The organism is Staphylococcus pasteuri, from assembly GCF_003970495.1.
GTDB classification, from domain to species: domain Bacteria; phylum Bacillota; class Bacilli; order Staphylococcales; family Staphylococcaceae; genus Staphylococcus; species Staphylococcus pasteuri.
The window spans coordinates 30910-46092 of the sequence record NZ_RXWW01000062.1; the positions used below are offsets into that span (position 1 = coordinate 30910).

16 protein-coding genes are annotated in these 15183 nt (G+C 30.9%); 6 read left to right on the plus strand and 10 right to left on the minus strand.

Annotated features, from left to right (window positions below):
• Positions 1-24: 24 nt before the first annotated feature.
• The 4 genes from CD121_RS09405 to CD121_RS09420 form a co-directional block, all read right to left on the minus strand.
• Positions 25-750: an amino acid ABC transporter ATP-binding protein gene (locus CD121_RS09405; RefSeq protein WP_017637720.1), complete on the minus strand. Its 726-nt coding sequence runs from the start codon at positions 748-750 to the stop codon at positions 25-27.
• Entirely contained in the window at positions 747-1466 is a 720-nt protein-coding gene (locus CD121_RS09410) for an amino acid ABC transporter permease (RefSeq protein ID WP_017637719.1), read from the minus strand. Before CD121_RS09410 ends, CD121_RS09405 begins: the two co-directional genes overlap by 4 nt.
• Positions 1447-2229, minus strand: a complete 783-nt coding sequence (locus tag CD121_RS09415; protein WP_017637718.1) for a transporter substrate-binding domain-containing protein — start codon at positions 2227-2229, stop codon at positions 1447-1449. Before CD121_RS09415 ends, CD121_RS09410 begins: the two co-directional genes overlap by 20 nt.
• A gap of 118 nt (positions 2230-2347) precedes the next feature.
• Entirely contained in the window at positions 2348-3784 is a 1437-nt protein-coding gene (locus tag CD121_RS09420; RefSeq protein WP_017637717.1) for an MDR family MFS transporter, read from the minus strand.
• A 169-nt stretch (positions 3785-3953) separates the two neighbouring features.
• On the opposite strand from CD121_RS09420, the gene CD121_RS09425 reads away from it, so the two are divergent.
• Positions 3954-4058 carry a putative metal homeostasis protein gene (locus tag CD121_RS09425; protein WP_017637716.1) on the plus strand — a complete coding sequence of 35 codons (105 nt, stop codon included), beginning with the start codon at positions 3954-3956 and terminating at the stop codon, positions 4056-4058.
• 159 nt (positions 4059-4217) lie between these two features.
• Here the strand turns inward: CD121_RS09425 and CD121_RS09430 are convergent, their stop codons facing one another.
• Entirely contained in the window at positions 4218-4904 is a 687-nt protein-coding gene (locus tag CD121_RS09430) for a 2,3-diphosphoglycerate-dependent phosphoglycerate mutase (RefSeq protein ID WP_017637715.1), read from the minus strand.
• Positions 4905-5310: 406 nt separating this feature from the next.
• Here CD121_RS09430 and CD121_RS09435 point away from each other — a divergent pair, with 406 nt between their 5' ends.
• Complete coding sequence (locus CD121_RS09435; protein ID WP_046467057.1) at positions 5311-5820, plus strand: aggregation-promoting factor C-terminal-like domain-containing protein; 510 nt, start codon at positions 5311-5313, stop codon at positions 5818-5820.
• Between the two features lie 86 nt (positions 5821-5906).
• Here CD121_RS09435 and CD121_RS09440 read toward each other — a convergent pair whose 3' ends face one another.
• From CD121_RS09440 to CD121_RS09450, 3 genes are all read right to left on the minus strand, one after another.
• A complete protein-coding gene (locus tag CD121_RS09440; RefSeq protein ID WP_126568037.1) occupies positions 5907-6800 on the minus strand; it encodes a cation diffusion facilitator family transporter in 894 nt (297 codons plus the stop codon).
• A gap of 598 nt (positions 6801-7398) precedes the next feature.
• Positions 7399-7779, minus strand: coding sequence for a GtrA family protein (locus CD121_RS09445; RefSeq protein ID WP_017637712.1), 381 nt, complete (start codon positions 7777-7779; stop codon positions 7399-7401).
• A gap of 2 nt (positions 7780-7781) precedes the next feature.
• Positions 7782-9305, minus strand: a complete 1524-nt coding sequence (locus CD121_RS09450) for a hypothetical protein (protein WP_126568039.1) — start codon at positions 9303-9305, stop codon at positions 7782-7784.
• Between the two features lie 190 nt (positions 9306-9495).
• On the opposite strand from CD121_RS09450, the gene CD121_RS09455 reads away from it, so the two are divergent.
• From CD121_RS09455 to tcaB, 3 genes are all read left to right on the plus strand, one after another.
• A complete protein-coding gene (locus CD121_RS09455; RefSeq protein ID WP_119622941.1) occupies positions 9496-10641 on the plus strand; it encodes a glycerate kinase in 1146 nt (381 codons plus the stop codon).
• Between the two features lie 36 nt (positions 10642-10677).
• A complete protein-coding gene (locus tag CD121_RS09460; protein ID WP_126568042.1) occupies positions 10678-11361 on the plus strand; it encodes a hypothetical protein in 684 nt (227 codons plus the stop codon).
• A gap of 223 nt (positions 11362-11584) precedes the next feature.
• Positions 11585-12790, plus strand: coding sequence for a putative multidrug effflux MFS transporter TcaB (gene tcaB, locus CD121_RS09465; protein WP_126568044.1), 1206 nt, complete (start codon positions 11585-11587; stop codon positions 12788-12790).
• Positions 12791-12860: 70 nt separating this feature from the next.
• Here tcaB and CD121_RS09470 read toward each other — a convergent pair whose 3' ends face one another.
• Positions 12861-13337 (minus strand): GyrI-like domain-containing protein, encoded by a 477-nt coding sequence (locus CD121_RS09470; RefSeq protein WP_017637585.1) that lies wholly within the window; start codon positions 13335-13337, stop codon positions 12861-12863.
• A 165-nt stretch (positions 13338-13502) separates the two neighbouring features.
• Here CD121_RS09470 and CD121_RS09475 point away from each other — a divergent pair, with 165 nt between their 5' ends.
• Positions 13503-14120, plus strand: a complete 618-nt coding sequence (locus CD121_RS09475; RefSeq protein ID WP_017637584.1) for a C39 family peptidase — start codon at positions 13503-13505, stop codon at positions 14118-14120.
• A 54-nt stretch (positions 14121-14174) separates the two neighbouring features.
• Here CD121_RS09475 and CD121_RS09480 read toward each other — a convergent pair whose 3' ends face one another.
• On the minus strand, positions 14175-14984 hold the full coding sequence (locus CD121_RS09480; RefSeq protein ID WP_126568049.1) for a metallophosphoesterase: 810 nt from the start codon (positions 14982-14984) through the stop codon (positions 14175-14177).
• Positions 14985-15183: the final 199 nt, after the last annotated feature.

Consider the following 15183-nt stretch of genomic DNA (forward strand, 5'->3'; position numbering starts at 1 on the left):
TCACTGGGTTTTCTATATCGTCATTTATTGTATTACATTTAAAAAGCGTTTAAGTTCGTCCGTTTTCGGATGATTGAAGATATCTTCTGGGGAACCTTGTTCACCAATTTTACCTTCATGAATAAACACTATTTGATTTGAAACTTCTTTCGCAAATCGCATTTCGTGAGTGACAATAACCATTGTCATACCTTCTTGTGCTAAATCTTTAATAACTTTCAACACGTCATTAACAAGTTCAGGGTCTAATGCTGATGTTGGTTCGTCAAACAACATCACTTTAGGATTCATAGCTAATGCTCTTGCTATCGCTACACGTTGTTGTTGTCCACCAGACAATGCATGTGGTCGTTGATCTTTAACGTGGGTTAAACCAACTTTTTCAAGTAAATCTAACGCTTTATTTTTAGCTTCTGATTTACTTTGCTTTTTAACTGTGACTAAACCTTCCATCACATTTTCTAATGCTGTTTTGTGCGGAAATAGATTATAACTTTGAAATACCATTCCAGATTGTTTTCTAACTTCTATTTGTGACTTTTTATCCTTTTCAGTGTATGTCTTGCCATTTACATAAACTGTTCCTTCAGTAGGAATTTCAAGTGCATTCATCATACGTAAAAGAGTCGTTTTACCTGAACCGGAACGTCCAACTAATGTCACAACTTCGCCCTGATCTACTTTTAAATCAATACCTTTAATCACTTCTGTTTGATTAAATGATTTATGAATATTCGATAATTCAATCATGAGCGATACCCTCTTTCAATGTATGATTCATAAAAACTTTGGATTACAGATATAATGAAACAAATTACCCAATACATTAATGCAACAAGAATATAAATTGTTAAATATTCATAAGTTGTTGAAGCTACTTCTTGAGCTTTACGGAACATTTCAGCCACTAAGATAAATCCTAATAGAGATGTATCTTTAATTAGGCTTAAGAACGTATTACCTAGTGCAGGGATGGAAACTCTTATCGCTTGCGGTAAAATAATACGTTGCACAGTTTGGCGGTAATTCATTCCGATTGAATATGCCGCTTCTGTTTGACCTTTTGGTATAGAAATAATTCCGCCACGAATGATTTCTGATGCATATGCACCTACATTGAGTGACAAACCAATAATTGCTGCTACAACAGGAGCTAATGTCCATTGATTATCAGCATCATTGGTTATTAATCTGCCTAATTCTGGAATACCATAAAATATAATAAATAATTGAACAATCATCGGTGTACCACGAATAATCGATACATAAACTCTTGCTACACCTTTTAAAAATTTACTTGTAGAGATACGCATTAATGCTGTAAATAAGGCAATTATTAAACCTAATACGAATGTAACAAGTGTAATCGGGATAGAATATTTAACTAACCCTTCTAACATTGGTCCAAATGCTTGCTTTGCAGCGTCTAATGCATGAAGTTGCTCACTATTCAGGTTTAGAGACATCTTGACCAAACCATTTCTTACCTATTTTTTTAAGTTCGCCACTCTCTTCGATTTTTTTCAATCCATCGTTGAATTTTTGAACTGTTTTATCATCAACTTTTTTAGAGAAGGCAAATGCTGATTTATTTTTCTCTGCGTCACCTTTGATTGCTTTGATTTTAGCATTAGACTTTTGTTTTTTATAATCTAAATAAGATAGGCTATCATTAAATGTAGCATCTACACGTTTAGATAATAATAAATCCATAGATTGGTTAAAACCATCTACTTTAGTAATTTTAGCACCTTTATCTTTTGCTAATTGACCGTAATTAGAAGTAAATGTTTGTGCTAATTTTTTACCTTTAACATCATTAAAAGATTTAATATTCTTTTCGTTATCACGAACTACTAACACTGCGCTTGAATAAGTATATGGATTAGAGAATTTATATTTTTTCTCTCTATCTTTATTAATACCTACTTGGTTAGCTATAACATCAAAACGACCTGCGTCTAATCCAGCAAACATAGAATCCCATGATGTTTCATTAAATTTTAATTTAAGTCCTTCTTCTTTAGCTACTGCTTTAATAACGTCGATATCATAACCAGTTAATTTGTCTTGTTTATTGTGGAACGAGAATGGTGCATATGTACCTTCTGTACCCACTTTAATCGTATTATCATCTTTACTGCTTGATTTACTGTCTTTACTAGAATTATTACCACATGCTGCTAGTACGAATACTAATGCAACGACACAAAATAATAGTCTTTTCATTAAACATTTCTCCCTTATCCTTATTATTCTAATCGGAATAAAAATATTTTAATCCTTAATGGGTGTGAAGTCAATAACTTGTTTCGTGATTCTTACTGTCATTTCAACTTTCAACCACTTATTTATCATTTGGAGTTTGAGCATTTCTTTTTAACATAAACGAACATAAGAAACTTACTATTGTAATAATAACTGCAAATAAGAATCCAGCATGATAACCATGTAACATTGTATCTATTTTAATTTGACCTAACATTTCACTGCGTTTCATACCATCATAATCACTCATATTAGGCGTATAGTTTTTACTAGCTTGGCTTAAGATTGTAATTAAGACTGCTGTCCCTATTGAGCCGGCAATTTGTTGAGCTGTATTCGTCATAGATGAACCATGTGCATTCATTTCATATGGCAATTGATTCATTGTATGTGTCATGACAGGCATTAAACCAAGCGCAATACCAATCATGCGTATACCATATACCGTTGCCAACATTGTCGAACTTGTATTTTCATCCATCACAACAAAGTAAGTAGTTGTGATGACTACAATTAACATACCTATTAATGCTAAAGGTTTAGCACCAAATTTTTCATAAAGTGATCCTGAAGCAAATGACATAATTGCCATTACAATTGCACCAGGTAATAAAATTAAACCAGAATCTAGAGGCGTACGATTTAGTAAGTTTTGGACAAACATAGGTAAAACAGTTTCTGAACCAATCATTGAAATCATCGTTACTGCCATAATTAAAATACCAATTGCGAATTGTGAATTTTTGAAAACATCAAAGTTTAACAATGGGACCTCGAGTTTTGATTGTCTCCAAATAAATAACACGACTAAAATAACGCCACCAATAATAGTGGTTAATACAATTGGATCGTTCCAGCCATCGTGTGATATAGAACTAGTACCATACAGTAAGCCTCCAAATCCTAAGACAGACAATATGATAGACAATACATCAATTGGGGCCTTAACAATTTGTCCTACATTTTTAACTGTAAATATTGCGATAATAAATACGAGTGCCGCGATAGGCGCAACAACATGGAATAATGATCTCCAGTTAAAATATTCAACTAAATATCCTGATAAAGTGGGACCAATTGCCGGTGCCAAACCAATCACTAAACCAAACATCCCCATATACTTACCGCGTTCATGTGGTTCAAATATATTTAAAATACTAGTCATCATGAGGGGCATCATGATACCTGAACCTAACGCTTGAATAATTCTTGCAATTAATAAAATAGTGAAATTAGGACTAAATCCACCTAATATTGTTCCAATAAAGAATACTAAAATAGCTATTAAGAAGACCTGTCTAGTGGTATATCTTTGAATAAATAAAGCTGATAGTGGAATGACTATGCCGTTCGTTAATAAAAAGGCGGTTGTTAGCCATTGCACTTGTGAATATTGGATATCAAAATCTTTCATAATACTAGGTAGAGCTGTTGTTAATAATGTTTCATTTAGTAAACCAAAAAAGCCACCTAGTAACATCGTAATAATCATTACCAATTTTGCTTTAAGTGTCACGTTAATTCCTCCTTACTTTCCTTTTCAATTATCACAACATTATACATAAGTTATATGCAATATGCATTTTATTAGTTTAAAATTAATTTTTTCTTACAAATCGTAATAATTACTATTTACATTTTCGAAACTTTAATTCATAATATTACTACATAAAGGAGGTCATTTTATGAAAACTGATTTACAAACTGCACGCCGTAATTTGAACAGCCCAAACATTAAAACGAGAAAACGTGCTTTAAAAATTATTAAACAACATAAAAAAATAAAATAATTAGACATATCTGTTTTTGCAATGCTCATATATTTAATTTCTAATCATACTAAGCATCAAGTTAGATAATAAAATGCTTAAATTCTTATTTAAATTACTCCACAAAAAAGGTCACTTATTGATGCTTTTCAACATCAGTAAGTGACCTAATTTTTTATTTTATAAGTAATATTTATCTTTAACTTCTAAATCATCAGTCAATTCGTAAACAAGTGGTGCACCTGTTTTAATTTCATAACCAATAATATCTTCATCAGAAACATTTTCTAAATATTTGATTAATGCTCTAATGGAATTACCATGAGCTGAGACAAGTACAGTATTACCATCTAATAAATGTTGAGATATTTGATCTGTCCAAATAGGCACCACACGTTCTAAAGTATCTTTTAAACTTTCAGAATATGGCATCATACGATGATCTAAATGACGATATCTTCTATTTTTTAGGTATTCATTACGTTGTTCTTCACTTTCTGCTGGTGGCTGTACATCATAAGAACGTCTCCATTGATGAACTTGTTCTTCACCGAATTGCTCTTTAGCATCGTCTTTATTTAATCCTTGTAACGCGCCGTAATGACGTTCATTCAAACGCCAGCTTTTATTAACAGGAATCCATTGTTGTTCAGATTGAGCTAAAATATGTTGTGTTGTTTCAAGTGCTCTAGTTAATAATGAAGTATATGCAACATCTATTTCTAATTGGTTTTCTAATACTTTTTTACCTGCTGTAGTCGCTTCTTCAATTCCTTGTTCAGATAATTTCACATCTGCCCAACCAGTAAATAAATTTTTCGCATTCCATTCACTTTGACCGTGACGACATAATATAAGTTTTGGCATAATTTAACACCTTCCTATTTATATAACGAACTAACTTGGATGTTAGTTGATACAATTAATGATTTAAATATAAAATAGATGACATTCATTACTAAATGATGACATGATTCTATTTATATTTTTACTGTATATCTTTATTATAGAACGCACTTGTAGATTTTCAATCAATAACGTTTGCTTTAGCTTTTGTAACTTTTGAAATATTCCTTTTTAAATTTGAAATGCTTGTATTCTAACTAAAATGTGTGTCATTACCTTTTTATATTCATGTAACCTATGCAATACCTATAGATGATATAGTATGAACACACCTTAAGAAATCAACACATTCAAATATGAACAGACACATATCCTTGGGATTATTTTTAAGTCTGATTGAAATCACATACTAAAGGAGTTAACTATTATGAAAAAATCAATATTAGCAATTATCGCTACAGTTTCTATAGGAGCAACAGGTTTAGAAGCGCATCAAGCACATGCGGCTGAAAACAATCAACCTTCACAATGCTCACCTCAACAAAATCAATCGTTTGGTAACCAACAACAAGATAAGTCTTCATCAGTTTCTTCAAATTACCAAACAACTCAAACGTCTACACAAAGCACTAGTTCGGAGAGTAAATCATCAACTAGTGAAGATTCATCATCAAGCAGTGAGTCATCAAGTGATGTCTATAAAGAATTTATAGAAGCAGGTGGCACAAAAGAATTATGGGATAGCGTAGTAATGCCAGAATCTGGCGGTGATCCTGATGCTTCAAACGGACAATATCATGGTTTAGGTCAAACGAACCAATCATGGGGCTATGGTTCTGTAGCTACTCAAACTAAAGGTATGATTAACTACGCAAAAGAACGTTATGGTTCAATTGATGCAGCTATTTCTTTCCGTGAATCAAACGGTTATTGGTAAGATTACTTTATATAAATAATAACAAGCGCCAAACAGAAATCGACGTTGATTTCTGCTTGGCGCTAATTTTGTTTAAATTTCTAGACTCAATTATGTATCTTATTACTTAAATTATCATTCATATTAGGTTCAGGATGTACATATACAGAAGAAATTCCCTTTTCATGTAGATGATCTTCAACTTTATCGCAAATTAAATGTGCTTGACTAATAGATAAATTGGGCTCTACCACTATCGTAACGTCTAAGAAAATACTACTTCCATGATAACGTCCCTTAATACTTCTAATATCTAACACATCGTCCACTTCTAATATATCATTTCTGTATTCTTCCAAATCTTTTTCATTAAAACCATCACTCAATGTAAAAATAGACTCTCTAAAAATTCCAAATCCTGTATAAATAATAAGCAAACCTAGTAAGGTTGCTAAAATAATATCCACGATTGGAAAGCCAATCTGAGTGAAAACCAAACCAATTGCTGTACCTATACTAACTAAACTGTCGGATAAATTATCTTTAGCGGCTGATTTTAGTGAACTACTTTTAGTTTTCTTTGCTAATTTTTGATTCACTAAAAATACACCTAGCATGATTAAACCACTTATAATACTTACTAAAATAGTAATTGGACTTGGTACATTTTTATCTTGTGTTAGAAGTCTTGGCGCATTTTCAATAACAACTTGTATACCTACAAACATGATTATAAATGAAACCAACAATGTAGATATATTTTCTGATTTTAAATGGCCATATGGATGGTTTCTATCAGCTGGTTTAATTGATATTTTTAATCCAATAATCACAGCAATAGAGACAACTATATCTGTCATATTATTTAATGCATCGGCTCTCACGGCAGCTGAATTAAAAACGAATCCTGTAACATATTTTGCTATAGATAATATGATATAAACGACTAAACTTAAATATGCACCTCGTTGTGCAATCTTTAAATTTTCATTTTGAGACATGACCTTTGACCACCTTGAATTCCTTTAGTAATCATAGTATGAATCATAAAAAATATTTTTACAACGTTTTTTAATTTCTATATTTTTTATATAATTAAGCTAATTATTTTTTTAGACTTCCCTAAAAAATTAACTCTTTTCTATAGAATAAACACCATAGGGTAACATCAAGATCCAGTTAAGAAAAAGTATCCGAAACATTAAGTTTTTGGACAAGTGGAAAAGAGTGATTTTTATTGAAATAATATAGAAATTGTCTTTTTCATTATTTTTTAGTCTTTTAATATAAAATTACATATAAATACGTAGTATTTATGGCAAGACTCCCGAGGGAACAGTACTAGTTGAAGACCTTAGAAATTCTCACAGATTTATCTGTGTAGTATTTCTGGCTGAAACTGTACCATGGGAAGGGACCCAACACAGAGAAACTGATTAAATCAGTTTCTACAAACAAAGCAAGTTGGGCATAGCGTAGCCATACAATACGAAGTATTGACAAAAAGAAAGCACTAAGATGATGAAAATAGGTCATCTTAGTGCTTTTTATTTCGAGATTTATGTCCGTCTATTTTAATTATGTATTTCATTTTTAGCATTAATCTTTTAATATCCATTTAGATAAAATAAAGGTTATAGGTATCGTAATGATTAATCCCGCAAATGGTGCAATTTCTGACGGGAAATGAAACCACTGTACAAAAACATATAATAGTAACGTTTGCATTCCCATATTCACAATTTGTGTCAGTGGAAAACTTATAAATTTACGTAATGTTGGTTTCACTTTATACACAAAATAACAATTTAAATAGTAAGAAATGATGAAACTAACTAAAAATCCAGTAATATGACTAATTAAATAATTCACATCTAGTAATTTTAATAATAGTAAATAAACGATGTAGTAATTTAATGTGTTCAAGCCACCGACTATTATAAATTTAATAATCTCAATATGCGTTTGAGTTAATTTCATACTTAATCTCCTTCAAGTCTCGCCAAGCTTGAACCATAAGGTACTATTTTCAGCTTAACATTCTGAGGTATATCATAATACATTTTAAATGATTTGTGTTGCATATTAGAAGTTGGTGTGACCTTATTTAAGATATTTTCAAATGGTAACCTCTCTAACACGACAACATGTTTGTATCGATGTGTATCAAGTTGTTTGTTTATCATATCAATGCGTTGAATATTATTAAAATATATCACACTCATTGTAACAATAAAAATAAATGCCAATGCTATTGAAAATCCTTTTAAACCAATCCATATTGACTGACACTGTATTTTATATTGAGAAATTAATAATAATAAGTACAAACACCACAATACATAAATAGTATAAAAATTACCTGCCCCTAATGGAGATACTAATAATAACGGCAATGTTACCAGTGGTATCGATCCAAGTGCATAATAACCTAGATTCCTTATAACTTGTTCTTTAAAAATAAAACGAACTGAAATTACTAATGCTATAAAAAACCATCCACATATGAATGTGTTTAGCAACGCAACCGCTAATGAACCTTTTAATAGATTAAATTGAAGAAAATCATAAACAAAAAGTTTATAAAAAGGCAATATCGCTATACTTAATATTAGAAGTATCTTCCAATATAATTTCGTATGAGCAAACAACTGATTTTTAATAAGAAAACCAATTGTGATAAATCCAATCATACTTACAATTAAAAATTGATCGATAAATATATATTCTGGTATTTGCTTTAACAATGTATAACCTATTTTATGTTTTAACCCGAGTTTATCTGAGAAACGAAAATAACTATCTCCTCCTCGATAAATACTAATGTAAATAGGATTGATAAACATTAACATGGCACCAATTAAACTCAACATAAAACCTATAATTAAATAATAATTAAAATTACGATGTCTTATCATAAATACAATATTACCAATAAGTAATATCAATATATTGTAAAGGGTTATATTTTCTACAAAAAATTGCCCTAGCAATGTACAAATCAAGAATAAGACTATCCATTTTGTTGATAGCATTTCTAATTTATATATCGTTAATACGACAATAAATAATATAAATACAGAGATTAAAGTACTTGGCACATATCTAAAAAACCCATCAAAGCCCCCGTATGTTTCTCTGTAAATCACTCTTGGCATTATTAATAGAAATATAAATGATACTACGATATAAAAATTGAAGTGTTGCTGTTGTTGCTGTTGTTGCTGTATTAGTGCTAGTAAATAGACAAGTCCAAATGAAATAATCGCATATAATATGTAGCGTAAAATATTAATCTTCATAGCTGTCATTGCTAATAAATGACATAAATACCTTCCATCCGTATATTCAATCATTTCTCTATAATTAGATGCTTTATTTACAACAGACCATTTAAAATCATCTGCTGACAAAGGCGTTAATATACTGATTAATAAATAAAATAAAAAAATGAAAATACATCCAACGTATAATTCATTCATTCTAAACTTTATCATGTTGTACATTTCTGGTTGTTCTCCCTACTCCTAATAATTACTAAGTTATTTTATTATACTATTATATAATAAAATTTTCATATAGACGTTTCCATAGTAGCAACGTTATCTCATATATAAATACTTATATTTTGTCTTTTGTTTTAACCTGACCTCTTATAAAATAAAGATAAATAAAACGATGAGGAAGTGTTGATTCATGAAAATAGTCATCGCACCAGATTCTTTTAAAGAAAGTATGTCTGCAAGACAGGCAGCCGAAGCTATACATCAAGGCTTTTCAAAAGTATTACCATCTTCAACGGTTTATGATCTGATTCCCATGGCCGATGGTGGTGAAGGTACTACTGAAGTTTTAATGGAAGCATTAAAGGCAAGTACTATTGAAGTTGATGTTAAAGATCCACTCCTTAGAGATATACGTGCACGGTACGCTTATGCACAACACAATCAAACTGCGATCATTGAAATGGCAGCCGCTTCAGGGTTAGATTTATTATCTACGAATGAGAAAAATCCAATGACAACTAGTTCTTATGGTACTGGACAACTTATCAATCATGCTTTAGAACAAGGCGCTAAAAAAATTATACTTGGCATTGGTGGCAGTGCTACAAATGATGGGGGTGTCGGCATGTTACAAGCATTAGGCGTAAAATTTTCAGATTCAAATCATAGTAGTATTGCACCAGGAGGCATTCATTTACTTGATATAGACAATATAGATATTTCACAGTTAAATCCAAAACTTAAAGACGTTGAAATTAAAGTTGCTTGTGACGTTACTAACCCTTTACTAGGAGACAATGGTGCTACTGCCATTTATGGCCCTCAAAAAGGCGCAACTGCAAAGATGATACCAAAGTTGGATACCGCATTAAGTCATTATCATGATAAGATAAAATTACAACTAGAAAAAGATGTCAAAGATGTACCTGGTGCAGGTGCAGCTGGTGGTATGGGAACTGCATTATTGGCTTTCCTAGATGTAGATTTAACTAAAGGCATTGATGTTGTCTTAGAAGAAACCCGTTTTACATCTAGAATTGAAAATGCCGATCTTGTAGTAACTGGTGAAGGAAAAATTGATAATCAAACAATATTAGGTAAAACGCCTATTGGTGTTGCTCGAGCGTCAAAACAAATCAATATTCCAGTTATAGCCATTGGAGGAAGTTTAGGAGAAAACTACGAAGCTGTTTATGATTATGGTATTGATAGTGCCTTTAGTATTATGAATCAACCCAGCGACCTTAAAAATGCTTTAGATAACGGATATGAACTTTTAACTAAAACAGCCCACAATATAGCCCGTACACTAGTGTTAAATTTGCCATTAAATTAATAATCCAGAAATGCCATTAAAAATGAGGTGGACAGTATGAAAAGAACTGATAAGTATAAAGATTCTTATCGATATGATGATCAATATCAAAATCATCGTAGACAAAGTGAAGAACGAGATTATAGAAACCAAAGCCAATATGATGATCGACGTGAATATAATGAAAATGAATATGAACAAAATCCAGAACGCTATTACAACGGTAGAGATTATAGAAGAGAACAAGAGCTACAGGAAGAAAACCAAAAAACACGTAAATCTAAAAAATGGTTGATAGCCATTATCGTTATTCTGTTAATTATTGTAGCTATCTTCGTAACCAGAGCTGTATTAAATCATAATAATGATAAAGTAAGTAATGATCCTGACGTATCACAAAACTATAAAAAAGAAGTCGAAAGTCAAAACGATGATATTAATAATAAAGTTGACTCAGCTAAAAATGATATTAAACAAAATAAAGATAGCCAATCACAAATCAACCAATTACAACAAGACATCAATAATTTAAAACAAAAAGAAGAAACAAACTCAGATTCTAAACTGACTAAATTTTATCAAGATCAAATTGATAAACTGAAAAATGCTAACACTGCTCAACAAAATAATGAAAATCAAAGTAAAGTAAACAGTATGTTACAAGATATTAATACAAAGTTTGATAGCATTAAATCTAAAATTGAAGAATTAATAAATAGCTCTAGCTCAAACGGTCAATAAATAATGTTGTAATAATTTAAAACCAAAATAACAGGCTTGTATTCCCTAATTTGATAGGTATATACAAGCCTGTTAGTTATTACATTTATATTCACTGCACGCTTTAAAAGCAAATTTTCCCCTTATAAATAATATTGATGATATAAAAAGTGAAATAACTACATACAAATATGTGTAAAACGTATATAATTTGTTCTATAAATTCTTAAAAAGGAGAACGCTTATGCAAAATTCAAGTGCCAAGCACTTTCCATTCATATTAATTATCATTTTTGGGGTGATGACGACTTTTGGTCCCTTATCAATTGATATGTATTCACCATCATTGCCAAACGTTCAACATGACTTTGGCTCAACAACTTCAGAAATTCAATTAACTACATCGTTTGCGATGATTGGCTTAGCACTTGGGCAATTCTTCTTTGGCCCGTTATCAGATGCTTTTGGTCGCAAGAAAGTCGCATTAACCATTTTAGTTATATATTTACTTGCATCTTTAATTGCTGTTTTTACAACTAGTCTATATTTCTTTTTATTCTTAAGATTAATTCAAGGATTAATGGCAGGCGGTTCTATAGTTATAGCTAAAGCTTCAGTTGGAGATAAATTTAGTGGTGACGAGATGGCTAAAATGTTAACTTCACTTATGGTAGTTAATGGAATTATTACAATTATAGCACCATTACTTGGCGGTTTTGCTTTAACGATATCTACTTGGAGAAGTATCTTTATCATCTTAACTATTATTACACTTATCGTCATTATTGGTGTATTTATGAAGATGCCACCATCAAATAAAGCTGAACAGACTACATTAAACTATTCACGAATATTTAAAGACTTTGGTACATTATTAAAAAAACCATCCTTTGTTATTCCAATGTTGTTACAAGGTTTAACTTATGTCATGTTATTTAGTTATGCATCTGCATCACCATTTATTACGCAAAAAGTTTATAATTTAACACCTCAACAATTTAGTGTTATTTTAGCCGTTAACGGTATAGGTTTAATTTTAGTAAGTCAAATCGTAGCATTATTAGTAGAAAAATTAAGCCGACATACTTTACTTATTTACTTAACTGTCATTCAAATTATAGGTGTAATACTGATTATTATTACATTATCTATGCACTTACCTATTTGGTTACTTATCATAGCATTTTTCTTAAATATAAGCCCTGTAACGTCTATAGGACCTTTAGGCTTTGCATTAGCTATGGAAGAAAGAACTGGAGGTAGCGGTAACGCTTCAAGTTTGTTAGGATTATTCCAATTTATTCTTGGTGGTGTTATTTCTCCTTTAGTTGGACTAAATGGCGAATTTGATCCGACACCGTATTTAGTTATTATTTCAATCACAGCAATCTTGTTAGTGTTATTACAATTCATTTATTTCAAACTTAATCCAACAAAATACCGTTCTTAAACTAAAAACGCAAATGTAAGGCATTAGTCAGGTTTAATATCTATTCTATGCCAAACACTTGCGTTTTTTATTATTTATTTTGCTCTATTGGTAACCAAAGTTCAGTTACATAGTTATCGTCTTGAGTATCGCCATTAGGATACAATTCGAAAAATGGTGCCTGTTTTAACTGAATATGTTCCTTAGGCAATAACTCATTATGAATGTGACGCATCGCATGTCTAATAGAATAAGGCACTTTACCTACTGCATTAACAACAAGATAGTCATTATCCTCTAACTGGTACGTTTCTAATCCATCATTAGGTGTTTTGTCACTAGGAACACCAATCATATAATTCATTTTTCCATCCTGTTGTGGTATACATAGACCAACTAAGCCTTCAAATGATTCATCACTTTTCTCTGACAATCTACAATCTAAACCTATTGTCGTCACATCTTCCCAAAAGTCCGGGATATTACTTTGTGCATGTCCCCCACTCTTAAATTGGCGTTTTACACCAATAAGATTAATAGCTTCCATACTTTTTATTTGATAATTCATTTTTGACTCCCCTTAAAAAATTCTGCTTTCTACTATTTATAACCTTTCTGATTCTGAAATAACATTAAAATGAACATTTCCAAACAAATAATTATCCAAAATATAAAGACTCAGTATATAATATTGAATACTATATAAACGTATATCAGCTTAAGGAGATTACCGATGAACAAAACGATTCTACCTGTTAAACCCATTAGCCAATTGTTTCCTATCCCTATGGTCATGGGATGTGAAGGCGTATCTGCTTCAATGATGTTTCAATTTAATCAACAGCCTATTAAAGCAACTGACATAATGAAAAATTGGCCAACACACCCAAATAACCCTTATAAAGGTTATGTAGGCAATCATTTGCTAGTTAAATTTGGCTACCATCAAACTATTTTTCCAGAGGCTTTTGTTCCATTTTTACAAAAATATAATTCAAATGTCATTAACGGTACAGGTACAAGTTTAGCCGAATTGGAAAAAATTATTGACCAACAACAACCAGTAGTTATGTATCATACAAGTTTAGGCGCTAAACCAATGCGTCGTAGTTTTAAATTTGACGGCTATAAAATTCGACTTGTATCAAATATTCATGTCACACTTCTTATTGGCTATGATAAAGACTACTATTACTACATCGATCCACTTTGGAGTCATATCAGTAAAGGAATTGTATTCCCTGCAATTATTCCAAATAGTAAACAAATCATTAAAATCAAAAAATCAAAAATGGAACGAAGTTTTAATTCGCCAGGCCGTATGTGTCTATATATTAAACCTAATAACTAAATCTCCTTAATTTATACCGTCATCATATTTTCATATAAATAGATTGACGGTATTTTAAATAATAAAGTCAACTAAAGTATGATTTATTTCCTGAGAAATATCATCTGTACGCCATTGACGCGGATAACCTAAACAAGGACAAATATATTGTATGTTATTTTCAATTAAATTTTTTCTAAAATGAACATGCCCCATAATACTATACTGAATATTGTTTTGTTGATAAATATGGTTAAAATCACTTGTTCCAATATATGCATTAAAGAAATCAAAAATGCGATGAGGTGTTGGCACGACAAAGGCTGGATGCGTAACGATATGAGTAACTAGAATAACTTGTCGATCGCCTATTGCTGCTATATCCTGTTCAACTTGATTAGCTGCTTGTAATGAACGCTCTCTATCAGATAGATTACAATCTATTCTTACTTTATCTTGCCATGTTGCACCATAATGTTTTCCCTTTTGTAATTTTTCCTTTGAAAATTTTGTATCGGCAAAAGAATAATCATACCATCCTGTGTGACCAACAATTGCCCAATTTTCATTAATCATATAAGGGCTCTCGATTAAACAATCTTCTTGTTGTTTAAATATTTCAAAAATCTCTTTAGAACTTTTATCTGTACTATCCGACCATAAATCATGATTACCTGGTACAAATAACACAGGTATTTCAAGTTTATTTCTCAAATCTTTAATAAATTGGATAGATTGACGATAATCATTTGAAATATCACCTGCAATAATGAGTAATTCGATTTCTCTCTTCATTATTACATTTACTAATGTTTCAAAATAATATTGTGAATTTAATTTTGGGTTTCGATCAACATGTAAATCAGAAATAGCCCCTATTTTCATTTTAGATTCCTTCTTCATATATTTTTCATTGCTATTCATTATTACACATCCCTATTTATATTTAAAATGACAATGTTTGAAACTTAATTTCACAAATCATTTCAAAAATAATTGACTTATCATTATAATAGTTATGTTTTCCGTAATTAATAACTAATGGTACTACCCCTGATTTACAGAATAATGTGATTTTTCAAAA

What these genes read in the sequence shown, in the direction of transcription:
- CD121_RS09405 (WP_017637720.1), bottom strand. Translation starts at nt 750, where the DNA reads ATGATTGAATTATCGAATATTCATAAATCATTTAATCAAACAGAAGTG.
- CD121_RS09410 (WP_017637719.1), bottom strand. Translation starts at nt 1,466, where the DNA reads ATGTCTCTAAACCTGAATAGTGAGCAACTTCATGCATTAGACGCTGCA.
- CD121_RS09415 (WP_017637718.1), bottom strand. Translation starts at nt 2,229, where the DNA reads ATGAAAAGACTATTATTTTGTGTCGTTGCATTAGTATTCGTACTAGCA.
- CD121_RS09425 (WP_017637716.1), top strand. Translation starts at nt 3,954, where the DNA reads ATGAAAACTGATTTACAAACTGCACGCCGTAATTTGAACAGCCCAAAC.
- CD121_RS09430 (WP_017637715.1), bottom strand. Translation starts at nt 4,904, where the DNA reads ATGCCAAAACTTATATTATGTCGTCACGGTCAAAGTGAATGGAATGCG.
- CD121_RS09435 (WP_046467057.1), top strand. Translation starts at nt 5,311, where the DNA reads ATGAAAAAATCAATATTAGCAATTATCGCTACAGTTTCTATAGGAGCA.
- CD121_RS09440 (WP_126568037.1), bottom strand. Translation starts at nt 6,800, where the DNA reads ATGTCTCAAAATGAAAATTTAAAGATTGCACAACGAGGTGCATATTTA.
- CD121_RS09445 (WP_017637712.1), bottom strand. Translation starts at nt 7,779, where the DNA reads ATGAAATTAACTCAAACGCATATTGAGATTATTAAATTTATAATAGTC.
- CD121_RS09450 (WP_126568039.1), bottom strand. Translation starts at nt 9,305, where the DNA reads ATGTACAACATGATAAAGTTTAGAATGAATGAATTATACGTTGGATGT.
- CD121_RS09455 (WP_119622941.1), top strand. Translation starts at nt 9,496, where the DNA reads ATGAAAATAGTCATCGCACCAGATTCTTTTAAAGAAAGTATGTCTGCA.
- CD121_RS09460 (WP_126568042.1), top strand. Translation starts at nt 10,678, where the DNA reads ATGAAAAGAACTGATAAGTATAAAGATTCTTATCGATATGATGATCAA.
- tcaB (WP_126568044.1), top strand. Translation starts at nt 11,585, where the DNA reads ATGCAAAATTCAAGTGCCAAGCACTTTCCATTCATATTAATTATCATT.
- CD121_RS09470 (WP_017637585.1), bottom strand. Translation starts at nt 13,337, where the DNA reads ATGAATTATCAAATAAAAAGTATGGAAGCTATTAATCTTATTGGTGTA.
- CD121_RS09475 (WP_017637584.1), top strand. Translation starts at nt 13,503, where the DNA reads ATGAACAAAACGATTCTACCTGTTAAACCCATTAGCCAATTGTTTCCT.
- CD121_RS09480 (WP_126568049.1), bottom strand. Translation starts at nt 14,984, where the DNA reads ATGAAAATAGGGGCTATTTCTGATTTACATGTTGATCGAAACCCAAAA.